Here is a 17,676-nt window from a genome sequence, read left to right as displayed (position 1 = left end):
CCTTCGGCGCTGGGAGGGGGGCGGCGGCTCGGGCCGGCGGAGCCGGACCCTTGTCGCCTCTGGGGCGTGAGCTTCGGTCGGGGCTTGGCCTTTGCCTCGCCCGTTCCCTTTCGTTTTGGAGGACCCAGTGAACGTTGATCCGGTGGATCCTGTCCTGCATGTGCGTGGCCTGCGGTTCGGTTGGCCGGGGCGGGCTTTGTTCGAGGGGCTGTCTTTCGATGTGCCGCCCGGGGTCAGCCTGGTGCAGGGTGACGAGGGCAGTGGCAAAAGCACTTTGCTGGCGTTGATCGCGGGTGCGCTTCAGCCGTCTGCGGGCGTGCTGGAGGTGGAGGGGATTCGCCAGGATGGGCGGCATGCCGACTACCGGCAACGCGTGTTCTGGATCGACCCACAGACCGAGGCGCACGATGCGCTCGCGGCGCGGGCGTATCTGGACAGCCTGGGCCATCACTACCCCGCGTTCAACGCCGATACCTTGCACGAACTGGTCGAGGGCTTTGGCCTGCAGCCTCATCTGGCCAAGCCCATGTACATGTTGTCCACGGGCAGCCGGCGCAAGGTCTGGTTGACGGCGGCCTTTGCGGCGGGTACGCCGCTGACGCTGATCGACCAGCCTTTCGCGGCATTGGACGCGCCCTCCATCCGCTTCCTGCGCGAGTTGCTGCAGGACGCCGCCAGCGACCCCGCGCGGGCCTGGCTGCTGGCGGACTACGAGGCGCCCGAAGGGGTGCCGCTGGCTTTGCGCCTGGCGCTCTGACTCACGCGGCAGCGGCAGGCGTTGCCTGGCTGCTCAACGCCCGCCCAGGCCCATGCCGCGTGAGATCACCTCTTTCATGATCTCGTTGGTGCCGCCGTAGATGCGCTGCACGCGCGCGTCGGCGTAAGCACGCGTGATCGGGTATTCCCACATGTAGCCGTAGCCGCCGTGCAGTTGCAGGCATTCGTCCATCACCTTGCACTGCAGGTCCGAGCACCAGTACTTGGCCATGCTGGCGGTGGCGGTATCGAGCCGGTCTTCGGCAATGAGCTCACAGCACTTGTCCACGAACACCCGCGCGATCTGCACCTCGGTCTGCAGCTCGGCCAACGTGTAGCGCGTGTTCTGAAAGGCCGCCACAGCCTGTCCGAACACCTGGCGCTCCCGGGTGTATTGCACCGTCCAGTCGATCGCCGCCTGCGCGGAGGCCACCGCGCCTACCGCGATCTGCAGGCGCTCCCAGGGCAGTTGCTCCATGAGGCAGATGAAGCCTCGGCCTTCCATGGCAGCGCCCCCCAGCAGGTTCTCCGCTGGCACCATCACGTTGTTGAAAAACAGCTCCGAGGTGTCCTGCGCCTTCATGCCCAGCTTCTTGAGGCGCTTGCCCTTGTCGAAGCCGGGCATGCCGCGCTCCACCAGCAGCAGGCTGGTGCCCTTGGCCCCGGCCGCGGGGTCGGTCTTGGCCACCACGATCACGAGGTCGGCGTGCCAGCCGTTGGTGATGAAGGTCTTGCTGCCGTTGAGCAGGTAGCTGCCGTCGGCCTGGCGGATGGCCGTGCTCTTCACGCCTTGCAGATCGCTGCCCGCACCGGGCTCGCTCATCGCGATCGCGCCCACCATCTCGCCGCTGGCCATCATCGGCAGGTACTTCCGCTTCTGGGCCTCGGTGCCGTAGTGCAGGATGTAGGGCGCCACGATCTCGCTGTGCAAGCCAAAGCCAATGCCGCTGACGCCCGCCCGCGCGATCTCTTCCATCTGCGCCACCGAATAGCGCTTGTCCGCTCCGGCGCCGCCCAGGTCCTCGGGCATGGTCATGCACAGGAAACCATTGCGCCCGGCCTTGCGCCAGACTTCACGGTCCACATAGCCCTGCTCTTCCCATGCCTCATGGTGAGGCGCGATCTCTTTGTCGACGAACCGCCGGAAGCTGTCCCGGAAAGTCTCGTGGTCCTGATTGAAAAGCGTGCGTTCGATCATGGAGGTGTCACCTTTCAGACTGGCTCAGCGGAATTTGACAAAGCATCTGCTTGGCAAAAGTCTATACTGGCCCGCGCCAAACGCATTCTCCCTGGAGACACCATGAGCGAAGCCTTCATCTACGACGCCGTGCGCACGCCACGCGGCAAGGGCAAGAAAGACGGCAGCCTGCACGAGGTCAAGCCGGTCGACCTGCTCGCCGGGGTGCTCACCCATCTGCAGCAGCGCAATGGTTTCGACACCGCAGCGGTGGACGATGTGGTCATGGGCGTGGTCTCTCCGGTCGGCGAGCAGGGTTCGGTGATCGCCAAGGTGGCGGCGCTCAAGGCAGGCTGGGATTGGCGCTGCGCGGGCGTGCAGCTCAACCGCTTCTGCGCCTCCGGCCTGGAAGCGGTGAACATGGCGGCCATGAAGGTGCGCAGCGGCTGGGAGGACCTCGTGGTGGCCGGCGGCGTGGAGAGCATGAGCCGCGTGCCCATCGGCTCGGACGGCGGCGCCTGGGCGCAGGACCCGCAGACCAACAGCCAGACGCTGTTCGTGCCGCAGGGCATTGGCGCAGACCTGATAGCCACCCTCGAAGGCTTTGGCCGCGAGGACGTCGACCGCTATGCGCTGGAGTCCCAGAAGCGCGCGGCCGCGGCGCGGGCGGCGGGGTACTTCAAAGGCTCGGTGGTCCCCGTCACCGACTGGCTGGGCCAGACCATCCTGGAGGAAGACGAGTTCATCAAGCCGCAGACCACGCTGGAAGGCCTGGGTTCGCTCAAACCCGCCTTCGAGCAGCTCGGCGGCATGGGCTTTGACGCCGTCGCGATGCAGCGCTACCCGCAGGTCGAGACCATCCACCATGTGCACCACGCGGGCAATTCCTCGGGCATCGTGGACGGTGCCGCCGCGATGCTGATCGGCAGCGAGGCCGCGGGCCACGCGCACGGCCTCACGCCGCGTGCGCGCATCGTCTCGGCTGCCCTCAGCGGCGCCGACCCCACCATCATGCTCACCGGCCCGATGCCGGCCACGCGCAAGGCCCTGGAGAAGGCCGGTCTCGCCATCCACCAGATCGATCTGTTCGAGGTCAACGAAGCCTTCGCCGCCGTGCCCATGAAGTTCATGCGCGAGATGGGCGTGCCGCACGAGAAGGTCAACGTCAATGGCGGTGCCATTGCCATGGGCCATCCGCTGGGCGCCACCGGCGCAATGATCCTCGGCACGCTGGTGGACGAACTGCACCGCAGGCAGTTGCGCTATGGCCTGGCCACGCTCTGCGTGGGTGGCGGCATGGGCATCGCGACGATCGTTGAACGCGTCTGAGCCGGTCGAAGCCCACGCGCGATGCACTGCCCTACCCTTCGATCCTTCGGCAGGCCCAGGGCGGGCCGCGCTCGGGGCACACGGTGACCTCCAGGACAGGAATCCAAGCCACATGAAAACCATCCGCTACGAACTCGCCGACGGCATCGCCACCCTCACCTTCGACGAGCCCGACTCCCCCGTCAACACCATGTGCGCGGACTGGCAGTCCGACCTCACCGAAGCCACCGCCCAGGTGATGCGGGACTGCGCCGACATCAAAGGCATCGTTCTGGCATCGGCCAAGTCCACCTTCTTCGCGGGCGCGGACCTCAAGGGCACCATGCGCCTGAAGGCCACCGACGTGCACCGCGTGTTCGCCGAGATCGAACAGACCAAGAAGAACTTCCGCACCCTGGAGACCCTGGGCGTGCCGGTGGTGAGCTGCATCAACGGCGCGGCCCTGGGGGGCGGCTGGGAGGTGGCGCTGGTGGGCCACTACCGCGTCTCGGTGGACAACCCCAAGATCCAGCTTGGCTTGCCGGAAATCACGCTCGGGCTCATTCCGGGCGCCACCGGCATCACCAAGATGACGCGCCTGCTCGGCATCATGGGCGCGCAGCCCTACCTGCTGGAAGGCAAGCTGTTCCATCCGCGCGAGGCCCTGGAGCTGGGCCTGGTGCATGAGCTGGTGTCGGCGGAGGGCGACGTGCAAGGCGCGCTGCGCGCCGCCGCGCTGGCCTGGATCGCGGCCAACCCCAGACCACGCCACCCCTGGGACCAGAAAGACTACCGCATGCCCGGCGGCACGCCGTCCAGCCCCAAGATCGCCGGCATGCTGGCCGTCGCACCCGCGATGCTCAAGCAGAAGACACGCGGTCTCTATCCTGCGCCGGAGGCGGCCCTGGCGGCCATGGTCGAAGGCGCGCTGGTGGACTACGACACCGCGCTGCGCATCGAAAGCCGGTACCTGGCGGGTCTCATCGTCAGTCCCGTGGCGAAGAACATGATCAACACGTTCTTCTTCAACATGAACGCCATCCGCAGCGGCCACTCCCGACCCAAGGGCATACAGCGCTATGTGCCCAAGCGCGTGGGCGTGCTGGGCGCCGGCATGATGGGCGCGGGCATCGCCTATGTGCAAGCCAGCCGCGGCATCAGCACCGTGCTGGAGGACGTGAGCCTGGAGAACGCGCAGCGCGGCAAGGCGTACAGCCTGAAGATCACCGACCCGCGCGTCGAAAAGGGCCAGATGACTCCGGTCGAGCAGAAGGTCCTGCTCGACCGCATCACCGCCACCGAGTTTGCCGCCGACCTCAAGGGCTGCGACCTGATCATCGAGGCCGTGTTCGAGAACCGCGAACTCAAGGCCACCGTCACCCGGGAAGCGGAACCCATGCTGGCGCCCGGCGGCTTCTTCGCCAGCAACACCTCCACCCTGCCCATCTCGGGCCTCGCCCAAGCCAGCGCCCGTCCGCAGCGCTTCGTCGGCATCCATTTCTTCAGCCCTGTGGAGAAGATGAAGCTGGTGGAGATCATCCGCGGCAAGCAGACCGACGACGAGACCATCGCCCGCGCCTACGACTACGTGATGGCACTGGGCAAGCTGCCGATCGTGGTGAACGACTCGCGCGGCTTCTACACCAGCCGCACCTTCGGCACCTACGTCATGGAGGGCGCGGCCATGCTGTGGGAGGGCATCCCCGCGCCGGTGATCGAAAACGCCGCGCTGCAGATCGGCATGCCCGTGGGGCCTCTGGCGGTGCTCGACGAGACCGCGCTCTCGCTCTCGGTGCACGTGCTGGAGCAGACCCGCGCGGACTTCCTGCGCGAGGGCAAGACCTACGAAGCCTCGCCCGGAGAAATCCTGGTCGAACGCATGGTCAAGGAGTTCCGCCGTCCCGGACGCGCTGGGGGTGGCGGCTTCTACGACTACCCCGCCGGCGGCCGCAAACGCCTGTGGCCCGAACTCAAGGCGCGCTTCGAGAAACCCAGGCTGGCCTGGGACCTTCAGGACGTCAAGGACCGACTGCTCTACCGCCAGTCGGTGGAGACGGCGCGCTGCTTCGCCGAGGGCGTGCTCACGAGCGTGCACGACGCCAACGTGGGCTCCATCTTCGGCATCGGCTTCCCGGCCTGGACAGGGGGGGCCATGCAGTTCATCTATGGCACCGGCATCGACGCCTTCGAGCAGCGCTGCGCCAGCCTTGCGGCCACCTATGGCAAGGGTTTCGTGCTGAGCCAGGCCGACAAGGACGCCATCCGCATGCACCAGCCGGTGTGGTGAGGCCGGCCCCCGCGCTGCCGCGCGGTTCTCCCCTCTGGCGTGCCCGTAGCGCTGGGATAGGAGCGCCATTCTCTTTTTGCAATCACATCTTCAACTCACCATGAAACGACTCGACGGAAAGGTCTCTCTCATCACCGGCGCCGCGCAGGGCATCGGGCTGGCCACGGCACTGAAGTTCGCGCAGGAAGGGGCCACCGTGGTGGTCTGCGACGTGAAGCAGGCCGGGGTGGATGCGGCGGTGGCGCAGTGCCAGGCGCTGGGTGCGCAGGCGCTGGGCTTCGTGATGGACGTGACGCAGCGGCCCATGGTGGACGCGGTGGTGGCACAGGTGCTGGAACGTCTGGGGCGCATCGACGTGCTGGTGAACAACGCCGGCATCACGCAGGACGCGCGGCTGCAGAAGATGACGCTGGAGCAGTTCGACCGCGTGATCGACGTCAACCTGCGCGGCGTCTTCCATTGCGCGCAAGCCGTGGCCGACCACATGACGTCGCGCGGCAGCGGCGTGATTCTCAACGCTTCTTCGGTGGTCGGCATCTACGGCAACTTCGGCCAGACCAACTACGCCGCCAGCAAGTTCGGCGTGATCGGTTTCACCAAGACCTGGAGCCGCGAGCTCGGGCCCAAAGGCGTGCGGGTCAATGCGGTGGCGCCGGGCTTCATCACCACCCCCATCCTCTCCACCATCCCGGACAAGGTGATCGCCGAAATGGAACACCGCGTGCCCTTGCGCCGCCTGGGCCGGCCCGAGGAGATCGCCAACGTCTATGCCTTTCTGGCGAGCGACGAGGCCAGCTACGTCAACGGTGCGGTCATCGAGGTGTCGGGTGGGATGAGCGTCTGAAGCCCGCATCCATATGACTTGGTCCTGATTTTTAGTTGCCAAAGTCAAATATATAGGCACAATCCGGGGCATGACGCCCCCCACCCCGCTGCCCGAAGTGAACCCTCTGCAGGTGCGCGCCCTGCGTGCCTTCAACCGCTTCTACACCCAGCGCACCGGCCTGCTGGACCCGTACCTGGGCAGCGACTTCTCACTGACCGACGTGCGGGTGTTGTACGAACTGGCCCACCACGCGCCCTGCACGGCCAGCGAACTCACGCGCCGCCTCTCTCTGGACGCCGGCTACCTCAGCCGCATCCTGCGCCGCTTCGGCACGGCCGGCTGGGTGTCGCGCGAGCGTTCGCAGGCCGATGCGCGCCAGATCGCCCTGGCGCTCACGCCGGCCGGGCGGGCGGTGTTCGAACCGCTGCAGCAGCGCTCGCGGGAGGAAGCCGCCCGCCTGCTGCAGCCGCTGGCAGAGCACGAGCGGCATGCCCTCGTGGCGGCGCTGGAACGCGCACAGGCGCTGCTGGACCCCGGCGCGCGCGGCATCTCCCGCACAGCCGTGCTGCGCGACCCGCGCCCGGGCGACATGGGTTGGGTGGTGCAGCAGCACGGCGAGATCTATGCCCGCGAATACGGCTGGAACAGCGAGTTCGAGGCCCTGGTGGCAGAAATCGTGGCCGGCATGATCCGGGCGCACGACCCGGCCTGGGAGCGCGGCTGGATCGCCGAACTCGACGGCGAGCGCGTGGGCTCGGTCTTCGTGGTGCGCAAGAGCGAGACCGAGGCGCAACTGCGCCTGCTCATACTGAGCCCCGCCGCGCGTGGCCTGGGCCTGGGCGCGCGCCTGACGGACGAATGCCTGGCCTTCGCCCGCGCCAAGGGCTACCGCAAGATGGTGCTCTGGACCAACGCCAACCTGCTGGCCGCGCGCGCCATCTACGCCCGGCGCGGCTTCCAGCTCGTGCACAGCGAGGCCTACCACGGCTACGGCCACGACCTCGTCGGCGAGAACTGGGAGCTGACCCTGTGAACGGCGGCGGATAATCGCGGCCATGCCCGCCACCGAACCCGAAGAACCACTCCAGCACCCCCGGTCCAAGACCGACCTCTTTCTCTCTTTCACCTGGCTGGCCCTGCAAGGCTTTGGTGGCGTGCTCGCGGTGGTGCAGCGCGAACTGGTGGAGAAAAAACGCTGGATGACGCGCGAACAGTTCGTGGAAGACTGGGCCGTCGCGCAGATCATGCCCGGCCCCAACGTGGTCAACCTCTCCATGATGATCGGCGGCCGCTACTTCGGCCTGCCCGGCGCGCTGGCCGCTCTGGGCGGCATGCTCGCCGCGCCGATGGCGGTGGTCTTGCTGATGGCGGTGCTCTACGGCAGCGTGGCCGACAGCGCGGTGGCGCAGAACGCGCTGCGCGGCATGGGTGCCGTGGCCGCGGGGCTGATCACCGCCACCGGCATCAAGCTCATCGCCGCACTGGACCGCAACGCCATGGGCCTGCCGGTGTGCGTAGGCCTGGCCGTACTCACCTTCATCGCCATCGCCCTGCTGCGCTGGCCGCTGCTTTGGGTGCTGCTGGGCATAGGTGGCGGCGCCTGCCTCTGGGCCTACCGCGTACTGGGCCAGTTGGACGCGCGGCGCGCAAGCGAGTGACCCATGATGGCACCCACTGCTGCAAACTGGCTCGAACTCTTCACCCACTTCGCCTCGCTTTCCCTGCTGGCGGTGGGCGGCGCCATCACCACCGCGCCGGACATGCACCGCTACCTCGTCTACCAGAACGGCTGGCTCAGCGAATCGCAGTTCACCTCATCGATCGCGCTTTCGCAGGCCGCCCCAGGGCCCAACGTCCTGTTCGTGGCCCTGCTGGGCTGGAACGTGGGCCTCAACGCGGGCGGAGGGCCTGCGGCCGGCTGGAGTGCCTGGGCACTGGCCCTGTTCGGCGTGCTGGTCACCATGGTGGCCATCCTGCTGCCCTCTTCGGTGCTGACCTACACCGCCACACGCTGGGCGCACCGCAACCGCGAGCTGCGCGCGGTGCGCGCCTTCAAGACGGGCATGGCACCCATCGTGATCGCCCTGTTGATCGCCACCGGCTGGCTGCTCACCGGTTCGCACGAACACCCTGCGCGCGACTGGCCCTTGTGGATGGTCACGGTCTGCGCCACGCTGCTGGTGTGGCGCACGCGCATCCACCTGCTGTGGATGATCGGCGCGGGCGCGCTGCTGGGGGCGCTGGGCTGGGTCTGAGGTCGCCTGAGCACAGGTTCACCACCACCACCCCCTGCGCCACACCGGTGGGCAGGGTACGCAGCGCTCAGGCCAGCAGCCACGGCAGGCACACTGCAGCGGGTTCCCGCAGGCAGGCCTGGGCCACCGCGTCCAGGGGTGTCGCGGCGGGGTTGACGATGACCACGCGCGCGCCTTGCTGATGCGCCGTGAACGCCAGCCCTGCGGCCGGATAGACCTCGCCCGAGGTGCCCACCACCAGCATCAGGTCGCAGCGTCGCGCCGCCTGTTCGGCCGCATCGAGCTCGGCCTGAGGCAGGTGCTCACCGAACCACACCACCGCCGGCCGGCGCAGGTTGCCACAGGTGCCGCAGTGTGGTGGATGCCCCGCGACAGCGGTTTCGGGACGGCAGCAGGCCCGCGGCGCATCGAGCCAGCGGTCCTCTGTGAGGCTGCCATGCAAGGCCAGCGTCCCGCTGAGGCCGGCACGCTGGTGCAGGCCGTCAACGTTCTGGGTGATGAGCGTCAGGCGCCCGGGATGGCGCGCTGCGAAGCCGGCCAGCGCATGGTGGCCGGCGTTTGGCTCCACTGCGGCGACCATCTCGCGCCGGTGCTGGTACCAGTCCCACACCCGCTGCGGGTGGGCACGGAAGGCGGCCTCCGTGGCCAGTTGCTGCGGATCGAAACGCGCCCACAGGCCGGTCTGCGCGTCCCGGAAGGTGGGCACACCCGACTCGGCGCTCATGCCCGCGCCGGTGAGCACCGCAATATGGCGCGCCTCAAGAACCCACTGGCGCACCAACTCGCGCATGGGTTTCAGGCGCGCTGGCGCAACGCCTCGTACAGGCAGACGCCGCTGGCCACCGAGACGTTGAGGCTCTCCACCGCACCCCGCATGGGAATGCTCACGAGCTCGTCGCAGGTCTTGCGGGTGAGCTGGCGCATACCCGCGCCCTCAGCGCCCAGCACCAGCGCCACCGGGCCCTTGAGGTCGACCTGGTACAGCGTCCTGGGCGCGTCGTCGCTGGTGCCGATGACCCAGATATGGCGCTCCTTGAGCTCGCCCAGCGTGCGCGCGAGGTTGGTCACCATGAAATACGGCATGGTCTCGGCCGCGCCGCTGGCCACCTTGGCCACCGTGGCGTTGATGCCGGCGGCATGGTCCTTGGGCGCGATCACGGCGTGTGCGCCCGCGCCATCGGCCACGCGCAGGCAGGCGCCCAGGTTGTGCGGGTCGGTGATGCCGTCCAGCACCAGCAACAAGGGCGCCTGGCCTGCCGCCTCCAGTTGCTCCAGCAGGTCGTCAAGCGAGCGCGCCTGTTCGATGGCCTGCACGCGCGCGGCCACGCCCTGGTGCCCATGGCTGCCCGCCAGCTTGGTGATGCGCAGGCTGTCGGCCTCGATCAGCCTGGCGTTGGCCTCGCGCGCGCGGTCCAGGAACTGCCGCATGCGCGCATCGCGCCGCGAAGGGTCGTGGTAGATCTCGATGATGGATTGCGGCGCGGTCTTCAGACGCACGCCCACGGCATGGAAGCCGAACAGCACTTTGGGGGAAGACGACATGTGGCGATTATCGGCCTAGCAGGCTGTTGAAAACCGGCCCTGGAGGCCGCCTGCGATGTGCAGATTAGGCGGCAGGGGGTCTGGATTTGGTGACGGCCGCGCTGAGAACCTGATGCAATGTGGCTTGGTAGAGCGCGGCGCTGCGCTTGAGTGGCCTTTGCGGCCCTCATCGCGACCCTTCCTGCAGCGCCAAGCCCGGCATTCGGGCCATTCGAACGAGATTGCTGGCGACAACCTTGCACGAAGTCGCGCGTGTCATACGCCTTGTCGGCGGCCACTGTCTTGGGATGCTTCCCAGGCACCGTCTCCACCATCGCCAACGCCGCCGCGCGCTCGCCCATGCCATTGGCATGCGTGACCACGGCCACCACCACCAGGCCCGAGCGGTTCTCCATCAGCACGTGCCCTTGAAACGCCAGCATGGCTGGCCGTGTTGTGACTCTTCCTGAACAAACGTGCATCAGGGTCCGGCGTGCTGGCATGGGTGTCATTGCTGCGCGGCTGGCCCGTCCAATGGCGTCCGTAAGGGCCATCAGATGGCCCGGCGTTTTGGAGCCCTCGGGGCCAGCATGATCATCGGTGCCAGGCCCGAGGGAAACACGTCGGTCGACGGATCGTCCTGACCACGTTCGACCCCGAAGAAGGTCAGAAGGCGATCCGCAGCAGTTACCGCGCGGTAGTTGGAGCACATCCTCCCATGCTACGGCAGCAGTCCGTCTCAGGCTCGGGCCTTTGGCTTCAACCGGAAGCTGACACCGAGGCGGTTAATGGCGTTCATTGCCGCGATGGTGAGCGTCAGATCGACCAAGTCCTTCTCGTTGAAAGCGGCCGCTGCCGCTGCGTAGGCGGCGTCCGAAGCGTGTGTCTCACTTACCAGGGTGACTTCCTCCGACCAAGCCAACGCCGCTCGCTCCTGGTCTGAGAACAAATACTCCGCCTCGTGCCAGACGGGTACCAGAACCGCCTTATCGACCGAAACGCCTTCTTTGATGAGGTCTCGGGTGTGAATGTCGATGCAATGGGCGCAGCCGTTGATCTGCGAGACGCGGAGGAAGACAAGGTGAATCAGGGTGCTCGGCAGGTTGGTGTTGTTAAGCACGTAGTGATGCAGACCTCCGACGGCTTTAGCCCCATCCGGGGACACTGCAAACCAGTTTGCGCGGTTCATGACGGTTTCCTTTCGAGTTGAAGATGCGACGACCGGCGGCAACCGGCACATCACCTTCAAGACGATTCAGGCACCCGCGTTGTGACAAGCTGCTACGACAGCCTTAAATTCGCTCGGGTAGTTGCGTCAGCTTGTGCGGGTTGCGCTGAACATGAACCCGATGGATGCGTCCGTCCTCAACCTCGAATGACTGAGCCGACTCAAGGCGTCCATCGATGTATCTCAGCAGCGCCCATTGGTGGTTGAGCCGCGCAAGCTCCACCCTCATCGCGCTCCCATACTTGCGATGCCAAGCGAAGTAGAAGGCCGCCAGCCGATGGGCACCCAAGATCACTTGACCGAAGCTGGGAACTATCCCGCCGCCATCGCTCAGCAACTCGGCTTTCTCATGGAAGAGCGCCTGCAACGCCGTGAAGTCGCCACGGGACAGTGCTTCCGCGAAACTGCGCAGCACCTGTTGTTGCTCCTCGTGCCGCGCGGTATGCCCGTAGGTAGCGCTCGATGTTTCTCGGCCCTTTTCAAGTTCACGTCGAGCACGATGCACCACTTGACGGGCTGCGGCTTCAGACTTGCCGAGCACCTCCGCCACCTGCTCGAAGTCCGCATCGAATACCTCGCGCAGCAAGAACGCAGCACGGGCATCCGGGGAGAGGCGGTCAAGCAGTACAAGAAAGGCTACTGACACGTCGTCAGCAAGTTCACTGACCTCTTGGGGCGTTGCGGGGCTGTTCTCGGGTAACGGTTCCGGCAACCAGAAGCCGGGGTAAGACTCGCGTCGTACGCGGGCAGCGCGAAGGCGATCAATAGCCATTCGGGTCGTCATGGTGACCAACCATGCTTCGATGTTGCGCACATTCGACTGCGATTGCCCACCGTGCTCGTACCACCGCAGCCACGCGTCCTGAACTAAGTCCTCTGCCTCCTGCACCGAAGAGAGCATGCGGTAGCCAATGGCAAACAAGCGCGGTCGGAGGCGCTCGAACTCATCCACAGTGTTGTGCATGGCCTTGAAGTCTAAAGGGCTGACTTCAAACCCGCGCTACCGGCACATCCTCCAGCCGCGTTGTGTACTCACCGCTCTCAAAGAAGCGTGTTTACGAGGAGAATTTCAACAGCCTGTTAGGGCCTGTTCACCCTATTTCTCCAAGAGCGAATGGGGTGGACAGTCCCTAGCCCGCGTGCGCCAGCTCACCCAGGCGGCGCAGCGCCGCATCGAAGCGGCGGTCGCCGGGGTGGCCGACGTTGAGGCGCAGGTGGTGGGTGAAACGGCGGTCGGCGGAAAACAGCGCCCCGGGCGCGGTGCTGATGCCTTCGGCCATCGCACGCTGATGCAGGGCGAGTGCGTCCACGCCCTTCGGCAACTCCAGCCAGAGGAAGTAACCGCCCTGTGGCCGCGTGACGCGCGTACCGGGGGGAAAGCAGCGCTCCACCAGCCGCAGGGCGCGCTGGCGCTGCGCCGCGAGCGCCTCGCGCAGGCGGCGCAGATGGCGGTCGTAGCCCCCGTGGTCCAGGTAGTCCGCCAACGCCAGTTGGGGCGGCAGCGCGGTGGCCAACGAACTCATCATCTTCAGCCGCGTCACCGCGGGAGCGTACCGTCCCGCCGCCGCCCAGCCCACGCGGTAACCGGGCGCCAGGCATTTGGAGAACGACGAACAGTGCAGAACGCCGCCTTCCCGGTCGAAGGCCTTGGCCGGTGGCGGGCGGCGCGCGCCATCGTGCAGCTCGCCGTAGACGTCGTCCTCGATCAGCGGTACACGGTGCCGCGCCAGCAGCTCCACCAGCGCTTGCTTGCGCAGCGGCGGCATCAGGGCACCCAGCGGGTTCTGGAAACTGGGCATGAACCAGCACGCCGCCACGCGTTGGCGGCTGAGCAGCCCGGCCAGCGCATCAAGGTCCACGCCATCGCGGGGATCCGTGGCCACCTCCACCGCCCGCAGGTGCAGGCGCTCCAACGCATGCAGCGCGGCGTAGAAGGTGGGCGACTCCACCACCACGAGATCGCCCGGCTGGGTGACCGCCTGCAGGCACAGGTTCAGCGCCTCCATCGCGCCGTGGGTGACGATCAGTTCGTTCTCGGCCAGCGCAATGCCTTGCAGCGCGTAACGCCGGCGCAGGCCATGGCGCAGCCCTTCGTCCCCGGCCGTCAGCGCGCCGGTGATGCGGGCGGGCGCCAACCGGCGCATCGCGCGCGCACCGCAGCGCGCCAGGGTGTCGAACGGAAACAGGTGGGCGGCGGGAAAAGCCGATCCCAGCGGCACCACGTCCCCATCGCGCGTGGACTCCAGCAAATCGAACACCAGTTCGCTCACCGCCACCGGCGTGGCCTCGTCGCGAGGCGGTGCGGCCTGGGGCTCCGCCCTGGGCGCGCGCCGGGTCGCACGCACGTAGTAGCCGGAGCGTGGGCGCGCCTCCACCAGCCCCTGGGACTCCAGCCGTGCGTAGGCCTGGAACACCGTGGACGGGCTCACCCCACGCTGCGCACAGGTCTGGCGCACCGAGGGCAGGCGCTCTCCCGGACGCAGCGCGCCGGCCCGGATGCCGTCGGCGATGTCCTCGGCCAGTTGCTGGTAGCGGTTCAGTGTGGTCTCGCTCATGGTTTTCCATCATCTGATACGGTTGTTTTTCAATATATCTGAACATTGCGCATCAGATGCATCCTTGCGATCATCGGGACACCATGAACACCCACGTCCGTTCCCCGGGCTGGCGCGCGCTCTTCCTCGCCCTGGCCTGTACCCTTGCGGCGGGTGCCGGCAGCGCCGCCCCGCCCTTTGAAGACTCCATGGCGCAGCGCATGCTCGCCTGCACCGCCTGCCATGGTCCGCAGGGGCGCGCCGCACCCGATGGCTACTACCCCCGCATCGCGGGCAAACCCGCCGGGTACCTCTACAACCAGTTGCTCAACTTCCGCGACGGCCAGCGCAGCTACCGCCTGATGACGCAGATGGTCGACCCCTTGAGCGATACCTATCTGCTGGAGATTGCCGAACACTTCGCCGCACTGAACGTGCCCTACCCGCCGCCGGCCCCGGTCAAGCTGACGGCTGCCGAGCGCCAGCGTGGCGAACAGCTGGTTCTGCGCGGCGACCCCGGGCGGCAGGTGCCGGCCTGCGCAAGCTGCCACGGTGCGGCGCTCACCGGCGTGCTGCCGGCCACGCCCGGCCTGCTGGGGCTTCCGCGCGACTACCTCAACGCCCAGCTCGGCGCCTGGCGCACCGGGCTGCGCAAGGCCCACGCGCCCGATTGCATGGCCGACGTGGCGCAGCGCCTGGCACCAGAAGACGTGGCCGCCGTGAGCGGCTGGCTCGCCAGCCAGCCCCTGCCGGCACAGGTCAAGGCCGTGCCCGCCGCGGGACGGGACCCGCTGCCCATGCGTTGCGGCAGCGCGCTGCCACCGGGAGGCCGGCCATGAGCCGGGCCTTGCGTTGGGGGCTGGGCGCGCTCGGCCTTCTGATCATGGCTCTGGCGCTCGCACTGGTGGTGCTGGCCAGGCCCGCGGCACCCATTGCGATCGTCTCCACCGCCACCCAGGCGCCGCCCGATGCCCACACGCTGCAACGCGGACGCTACCTGGCGCTGCAAGGCAATTGCCAGGGCTGTCATACGGCCCGCGGCGGCACACCCTACGCGGGTGGCCGCGCCATCACCACGCCCTATGGCCTCGTCTACGGGAGCAACCTCACTCCCGGTGCCGGCGGCCTGGCCGGCTGGAAGGCCGACGACTTCTGGCGCGCGCTCCACCACGGGCAGTCGCGCGACGGTCGCTGGCTCAACCCGGTGTTCCCGATCAACAACACCACGCAGATCGCTCGCGAGGACAGCGACGCCCTCTTTGCCTACTTGCAAAGCCTGCCGCCAGTGGACGCCGCGGCACCGCCGCACGCACTGCGCTGGCCCTACGGCACGCAACTGGCGCTGCGCGCCTGGCGGCTGTTGTACTTCCAGCCCGCAGACGAGCAGGCCAGTGCCCGGGATGCCAGGGCGGACGACGAGATCCGGCGCGGTGCCTACCTGGTCAACGGCCTGGGGCATTGCAGCGCCTGCCATGTGCCACGCAACGCCCTGAGCGGCCACCGCGACATGCTCAGCCTGGCCGGTGGACCGATTCCGGCCCAGAACTGGTACGCCCCTTCGCTGCTCGACCCGGCGCAGGCCGGCGTACAGACCTGGTCTGCCGAAGACGTCGTGGCGCTGTTCCGGACCGGCCGCACCGGCCAGGCCATCGCCACCGGCCCGATGGCCGAAGTGGTACAACACAGCACGCAACACTGGTCCGAGCAGGACCTGCGCGCCATGGCCTCCTACCTGCGGCAACTGCCCATCACCCCAGCCCCGCCGCGCCCGGCCTCCGAGGCGCCCCAGGAGCGCTCACTGCGCGCGGGCGGCCAGCGCTACGAGCAGTACTGCGCACAGTGCCATGGCCAACAGGGCGAAGGCGTGGCGGTGTATCCGCCCCTGGCGGGCAACCGTGCGGTGCTGCAGGACTCGCCCACGAACGCCCTGCAGACCGTGCTCAACGGCGGCTTCGGTCCGGCCACGGCCGGCCACCCGCGGCCCTTCGGCATGCCGCCCTTCGTGCTGGAACTCAACGACCAGGACCTGGCCGACGTGCTGACCTTCGTGCGCACGCAATGGGGCAACCAGGCGGCGCCGGTGAGCGCGCTTGACGTGCAGCAACTGCGGGGCTCGCTTGGGCGACGCTGAGCTCACCATCGTCTGCCTGTGCGCACAGTGGTGCGGTACCTGCCGCGACTGGCGTCCGGTGATGGACACCCTGGCCGCCGCCAACCCGGCCTGGCGCTGGCGCTGGCTCGACATCGAGGACGAGGCCGCACTGCTGGGCGAACTGGATGTGGAGACCTTGCCCTCGCTGCTGGTGGCGCGCGGTGCGCAGGTGCTGTTCTTCGGCCCGGTCCTGCCGCGCGCCGAACTGCTGGGCCGGCTGCTGGACACGCTGTCGCGCCAGCCGCAGGCCAGCAGCGGCCTGCCCGAGGGGGTGGATGAACTCTGGGAGCGCCTGCGCCGACCTTAGGCCACCTGGCCTGCGACGATGGTGATGCGCCGCTCACAACGCTCGGCGATGCCGAGGTCGTGCGTGACCAGCACCAGGGTGGTTCCTTGCTCGCGATTGAGCTCGAACATCAGCTCCATGATCTTGGCGCCGGTGGCAAAGTCCAGGCTGCCGGTGGGTTCGTCGGCCAGCAGCACCGCCGGCTGCACCACGAAGGCCCGCGCCAGCGCCACGCGCTGCTGCTCGCCGCCGGAGAGCACCTTGGGATAGCTGGATAGGCGCTCGCCCAGGCCCACGCGCTGCAGCATGTGCGTGGCGGCGGCGCGCGCATCGCGCCGGCCGGCCAGCTCCAGCGGCAGCATCACGTTCTCCAGCGCCGTCAGATTGCCCAGCAACTGGAAGCTCTGGAACACGAAGCCCACCTTTTTTGCCCGCAAGGCCGCGCGCTGGTCCTCGTCCATCGCGAACAGGTCCACCCCGTCGATGTGAACCGTTCCGCTGCTGGGCGTGTCCAAACCCGCGACGATGGACAGCAGCGTGCTCTTGCCCGAACCCGAAGCCCCCACGATGGCGGCGGTTTCCCCTTTGGCCAGGGTGAAATCGATATCGCGCAAAATGGTCAACGAACCGGTGGAGTCGGTCACCGTCTTGAACACATGCTGGACCGCAATCATCACATCGGACATGGAAGGACTTCTCGAGTTGAAACGACGTCACTTTAACGTGCTGGGCCTGGGCGCCCTGCTGGCCGGCACGGCATTCGCCCAGGCACCCGCCAAGGCGGCTCCGCTGGTGCTGGTGGTCGGCGACTCGCTGAGCGCGGAGTACGGCCTCAAACGCGGCACCGGCTGGGTGGCCCTGCTGGAAGAGCGCCTGAAGAAGGAAAAAGTTCAGGCCCGTGTGGTCAACGCCAGCATCAGCGGCGACACCACCTCGGGCGGCCGCTCCCGCCTGCCCGCGCTGCTGCAACAGCACAAGCCGGCGGTGGTGGTGCTCGAACTCGGCGGCAACGACGCGCTGCGCGGACTGCCGCTGTCGATGACGCGCGAGAACCTGGCCGCCATGGCCAAGGCCTCGCGCGAGGCCGGTGCCAAGGTGCTGCTGCTGGGCATGGAGATGCCGCCCAACTACGGCGCGCGCTACGCGCGCGAGTTCCGCGAGGTGTTTGCCTCGGTGGCCAAGTCCGAGCAGACCGCGCTGGTGCCGTTCTTCCTGCATGGCGTGGCCGACACCAAGGATGCCCAGGCCCTGTTCCAGGCCGACCGCATCCACCCCAACGAAGACGCCCAACCCACCATGCGCGACAACGTCTGGCCCGAACTGCGCAAGCTGCTGCCGCGCTGACC

Annotated in this window: 19 protein-coding genes and 1 pseudogene; 11 read left to right on the top strand and 9 right to left on the bottom strand. The window is 67.7% G+C overall.

The window, feature by feature from the left end:
* Positions 1-127: 127 nt before the first annotated feature.
* The gene (locus KIT53_RS00520) at positions 128-757 is read left to right on the top strand and encodes an ATP-binding cassette domain-containing protein (RefSeq protein ID WP_297745947.1); all 630 of its coding nucleotides are present in this window, start codon (positions 128-130) and stop codon (positions 755-757) included.
* Between the two features lie 33 nt (positions 758-790).
* On the opposite strand, the gene KIT53_RS00515 is transcribed toward KIT53_RS00520, so the two are convergent.
* On the bottom strand, positions 791-1,954 hold the full coding sequence (locus KIT53_RS00515) for an acyl-CoA dehydrogenase family protein (protein ID WP_297745944.1): 1,164 nt from the start codon (positions 1,952-1,954) through the stop codon (positions 791-793).
* Positions 1,955-2,056: 102 nt separating this feature from the next.
* On the opposite strand from KIT53_RS00515, the gene KIT53_RS00510 reads away from it, so the two are divergent.
* The 6 genes from KIT53_RS00510 to KIT53_RS00485 all read left to right on the top strand — a co-directional run bounded on the left by KIT53_RS00510 (position 2,057) and on the right by KIT53_RS00485 (position 8,609).
* A complete protein-coding gene (locus tag KIT53_RS00510) occupies positions 2,057-3,262 on the top strand; it encodes an acetyl-CoA C-acetyltransferase (protein ID WP_297745941.1) in 1,206 nt (401 codons plus the stop codon).
* Positions 3,263-3,374: 112 nt separating this feature from the next.
* The gene (locus KIT53_RS00505) at positions 3,375-5,528 is read left to right on the top strand and encodes a 3-hydroxyacyl-CoA dehydrogenase NAD-binding domain-containing protein (protein ID WP_297745938.1); all 2,154 of its coding nucleotides are present in this window, start codon (positions 3,375-3,377) and stop codon (positions 5,526-5,528) included.
* 100 nt (positions 5,529-5,628) lie between these two features.
* On the top strand, positions 5,629-6,372 hold the full coding sequence (fabG, locus tag KIT53_RS00500; RefSeq protein ID WP_297745934.1) for a 3-oxoacyl-ACP reductase FabG: 744 nt from the start codon (positions 5,629-5,631) through the stop codon (positions 6,370-6,372).
* Positions 6,373-6,442: 70 nt separating this feature from the next.
* On the top strand, positions 6,443-7,387 hold the full coding sequence (locus tag KIT53_RS00495; protein ID WP_297745931.1) for a bifunctional helix-turn-helix transcriptional regulator/GNAT family N-acetyltransferase: 945 nt from the start codon (positions 6,443-6,445) through the stop codon (positions 7,385-7,387).
* A 22-nt stretch (positions 7,388-7,409) separates the two neighbouring features.
* A complete protein-coding gene (locus KIT53_RS00490; protein WP_297745926.1) occupies positions 7,410-8,012 on the top strand; it encodes a chromate transporter in 603 nt (200 codons plus the stop codon).
* Positions 8,013-8,018: 6 nt separating this feature from the next.
* Complete coding sequence (locus KIT53_RS00485) at positions 8,019-8,609, top strand: chromate transporter (protein WP_297746905.1); 591 nt, start codon at positions 8,019-8,021, stop codon at positions 8,607-8,609.
* Positions 8,610-8,676: 67 nt separating this feature from the next.
* On the opposite strand, the gene KIT53_RS00480 is transcribed toward KIT53_RS00485, so the two are convergent.
* The 7 genes and pseudogenes from KIT53_RS00480 to KIT53_RS00450 form a co-directional block, all read right to left on the bottom strand.
* Complete coding sequence (locus KIT53_RS00480) at positions 8,677-9,399, bottom strand: NAD-dependent deacylase (RefSeq protein WP_297745923.1); 723 nt, start codon at positions 9,397-9,399, stop codon at positions 8,677-8,679.
* Positions 9,400-9,404: 5 nt separating this feature from the next.
* Positions 9,405-10,151 (bottom strand): 23S rRNA (guanosine(2251)-2'-O)-methyltransferase RlmB, encoded by a 747-nt coding sequence (rlmB, locus tag KIT53_RS00475; RefSeq protein WP_297745920.1) that lies wholly within the window; start codon positions 10,149-10,151, stop codon positions 9,405-9,407.
* A 221-nt stretch (positions 10,152-10,372) separates the two neighbouring features.
* Positions 10,373-10,664 (bottom strand): annotated as a pseudogene (locus KIT53_RS00470) (transposase); the annotation flags it as partial.
* A gap of 19 nt (positions 10,665-10,683) precedes the next feature.
* Positions 10,684-10,842: a hypothetical protein gene (locus tag KIT53_RS00465; RefSeq protein WP_297745917.1), complete on the bottom strand. Its 159-nt coding sequence runs from the start codon at positions 10,840-10,842 to the stop codon at positions 10,684-10,686.
* Positions 10,843-10,869: 27 nt separating this feature from the next.
* Positions 10,870-11,319 (bottom strand): carboxymuconolactone decarboxylase family protein, encoded by a 450-nt coding sequence (locus tag KIT53_RS00460; RefSeq protein WP_297745914.1) that lies wholly within the window; start codon positions 11,317-11,319, stop codon positions 10,870-10,872.
* Between the two features lie 103 nt (positions 11,320-11,422).
* Positions 11,423-12,322 (bottom strand): RNA polymerase sigma factor SigJ, encoded by a 900-nt coding sequence (sigJ, locus tag KIT53_RS00455; protein ID WP_297745910.1) that lies wholly within the window; start codon positions 12,320-12,322, stop codon positions 11,423-11,425.
* 166 nt (positions 12,323-12,488) lie between these two features.
* A complete protein-coding gene (locus tag KIT53_RS00450; protein ID WP_297745907.1) occupies positions 12,489-13,913 on the bottom strand; it encodes a PLP-dependent aminotransferase family protein in 1,425 nt (474 codons plus the stop codon).
* Between the two features lie 83 nt (positions 13,914-13,996).
* On the opposite strand from KIT53_RS00450, the gene KIT53_RS00445 reads away from it, so the two are divergent.
* The 3 genes from KIT53_RS00445 to KIT53_RS00435 are packed head-to-tail and all read left to right on the top strand — an operon-like array spanning position 13,997 to position 16,351.
* Positions 13,997-14,731 carry a c-type cytochrome gene (locus KIT53_RS00445; RefSeq protein ID WP_297745902.1) on the top strand — a complete coding sequence of 245 codons (735 nt, stop codon included), beginning with the start codon at positions 13,997-13,999 and terminating at the stop codon, positions 14,729-14,731.
* Positions 14,728-16,023, top strand: coding sequence for a cytochrome c (locus KIT53_RS00440; protein WP_297745899.1), 1,296 nt, complete (start codon positions 14,728-14,730; stop codon positions 16,021-16,023). The genes KIT53_RS00445 and KIT53_RS00440 overlap by 4 nt, the downstream gene beginning before the upstream one ends.
* Entirely contained in the window at positions 16,010-16,351 is a 342-nt protein-coding gene (locus KIT53_RS00435; protein WP_297745896.1) for a thioredoxin family protein, read from the top strand. Before KIT53_RS00440 ends, KIT53_RS00435 begins: the two co-directional genes overlap by 14 nt.
* Here KIT53_RS00435 and KIT53_RS00430 read toward each other — a convergent pair.
* Positions 16,348-17,016 carry an ATP-binding cassette domain-containing protein gene (locus tag KIT53_RS00430; protein WP_297745893.1) on the bottom strand — a complete coding sequence of 223 codons (669 nt, stop codon included), beginning with the start codon at positions 17,014-17,016 and terminating at the stop codon, positions 16,348-16,350. The two genes, KIT53_RS00435 and KIT53_RS00430, sit on opposite strands and share 4 nt — an antisense overlap.
* Here KIT53_RS00430 and KIT53_RS00425 point away from each other — a divergent pair.
* Positions 17,015-17,674: an arylesterase gene (locus tag KIT53_RS00425; protein WP_297745891.1), complete on the top strand. Its 660-nt coding sequence runs from the start codon at positions 17,015-17,017 to the stop codon at positions 17,672-17,674. The genes KIT53_RS00430 and KIT53_RS00425 overlap by 2 nt on opposite strands.
* The last annotated feature ends 2 nt before the right edge of the window (positions 17,675-17,676 follow it).

The organism is Hydrogenophaga sp., from assembly GCF_026125785.1.
GTDB lineage: Bacteria > Pseudomonadota > Gammaproteobacteria > Burkholderiales > Burkholderiaceae_C > Hydrogenophaga.
The sequence above is the reverse complement of the archived record's forward strand: the minus strand, read 5'-3'. Positions and strand labels throughout refer to the sequence as shown.